This is a genomic window from Pseudomonas sp. P5_B2, assembly GCF_056400445.1.
The window spans coordinates 1-1,554 of the sequence record NZ_JBFULH010000826.1 but is presented as its reverse complement, the minus strand read 5'-3'; the positions used below and the strand labels follow the sequence as shown (position 1 = coordinate 1,554).

At 60.0% G+C, this 1,554-nt stretch carries 3 protein-coding genes; all 3 read right to left on the bottom strand.

Translation table 11 applies throughout. The annotated features are described in order from the left end of the window. The coding region (gene ccoP / locus AC1DRJ_RS27170; RefSeq protein WP_477804865.1) for a cytochrome-c oxidase, cbb3-type subunit III at positions 1-822 on the bottom strand (822 nt) is incomplete at its 3' end. Continuing rightward, positions 819-1,004: a CcoQ/FixQ family Cbb3-type cytochrome c oxidase assembly chaperone gene (locus tag AC1DRJ_RS27165; RefSeq protein WP_003175465.1), complete on the bottom strand. Its 186-nt coding sequence runs from the start codon at positions 1,002-1,004 to the stop codon at positions 819-821. The genes AC1DRJ_RS27165 and ccoP, both read right to left, overlap by 4 nt. A gap of 5 nt (positions 1,005-1,009) precedes the next feature. Next, the coding region (ccoO, locus tag AC1DRJ_RS27160; protein ID WP_477804864.1) for a cytochrome-c oxidase, cbb3-type subunit II at positions 1,010-1,554 on the bottom strand (545 nt) is incomplete at its 5' end.

The following is a 1,554-nucleotide window of genomic DNA, read 5'->3' as shown; positions in this document are numbered from 1 at the left end:
GTAAATGAACGCGCCCGGGTGGGTCAGGTCAGGTGCGCCCATCGCTGGCGTACCTTTGCCCGCCGGACCGTGGCAGGCCACGCAGTTGGCGGCGAACAGTTTCCCACCGGCAACCGGGTCAGCCTTGGCGCCTTCCGGCAGTTTGCGGCCATCGAGGTTGGTCAGTACAAACGCTGCAACGTCCGAAACGCCTTGCTCGCCGATCACGTCCGCCCACGCTGGCATGACCGCGTGACGGCCGCCCATGATGGTGGTCTTGATGGTTTCCGCTTCACCGCCCCAGCGCCAGTCGGCATCTGTCAGGTTAGGGAAGCCATAAGCGCCCTTGGCGTCGGAACCGTGGCAGACCGAGCAGTTGGACGCAAACAGACGGCCACCCATCTTAAGGGCTTGCGGGTCCTTGGCGACTTCTTCGATAGGCATGGACGCGAACTTGGCGAAGATCGGACCGAACTTGGCGTCCGACTTGGCCATTTCCTTTTCCCACTCGTGAACGCCGGTCCAGCCGGCCTGGCCGTTGGCGAACGCAGTCTGCTTCTCTGTATCGAGGTAGTTGTAACCCGGCAGCAGGCCTTTCCAGTTACCCAGGCCCGGGTACAGCACCAGGTAGCCCAAGGCAAAAATGATGGTGCCCACGAACAGCATGAACCACCATTTTGGCAGTGGGTTGTCGTACTCCTCGATCCCGTCGAAGGAGTGTCCAACCGTATCTTCCGTCTGCTCGGTGCGCTGACCCTTGCGGGTGGACAGCAACAGCCAGCACATGGCGAAGATGGTGCCGAGAGTGAGGACTGTGACGTACAGACTCCAGAACGTTGTCATTCTTTGTTACTCCTAGAAGCTTGCTCGACGTGCTTGATGGCTTCGGGATCATCCGCGAAAGGCAGCAAGGTCGCGTCTTCAAACTCCGACTTGCGCTTGGGGCTGAACACCCACAACGCCAGACCGATGAAGGCCACCATCACAACAACGGTGCCCAGGCCACGAATCATCCCGATATCCATCTAAATCACCGTTTGCTTTTGATGATGGTGCCCAGGCCTTGCAGATAGGCCACCAGCGCGTCCATTTCGGTTTTGCCCTTCACAGCATCTTGGGCACCGGCGATGTCTTCGTCGGTGTAAGGAACGCCGAGCGTGCGCAAGACTTCCATTTTCTTGGCGGTTTCTTTGCCGTCGAGCTTGTTTTCCACGAGGAACGGGTACGCCGGCATTACCGACTCAGGCACCACGTTGCGCGGGTTGTACAAGTGCGCACGCTGCCAGTCATCGGAGTAACGACCGCCGACACGGGCCAGGTCCGGACCGGTACGCTTGGAACCCCACAGGAACGGGTGGTCCCAGACGCTTTCACCGGCGACCGAGTAATGGCCGTAACGTTCGGTTTCAGCACGGAACGGGCGGATCATCTGCGAGTGGCAGCCGACACAGCCGTTGGCGATGTAAATATCGCGGCCTTCCAGTTCAAGGGCAGGGCGCGGCTTCATGCCTTCGACCGGCTTGTTGGTGACGTCCTGGAAAAACAGCGGAACGATCTGGGTCAGGCCGCCGATGC

Coding starts and splice junctions, on each gene's coding strand:
- AC1DRJ_RS27165 (WP_003175465.1), bottom strand. CDS start 1,004: ATGGATATCGGGATGATTCGTGGCCTGGGCACCGTTGTTGTGATGGTG.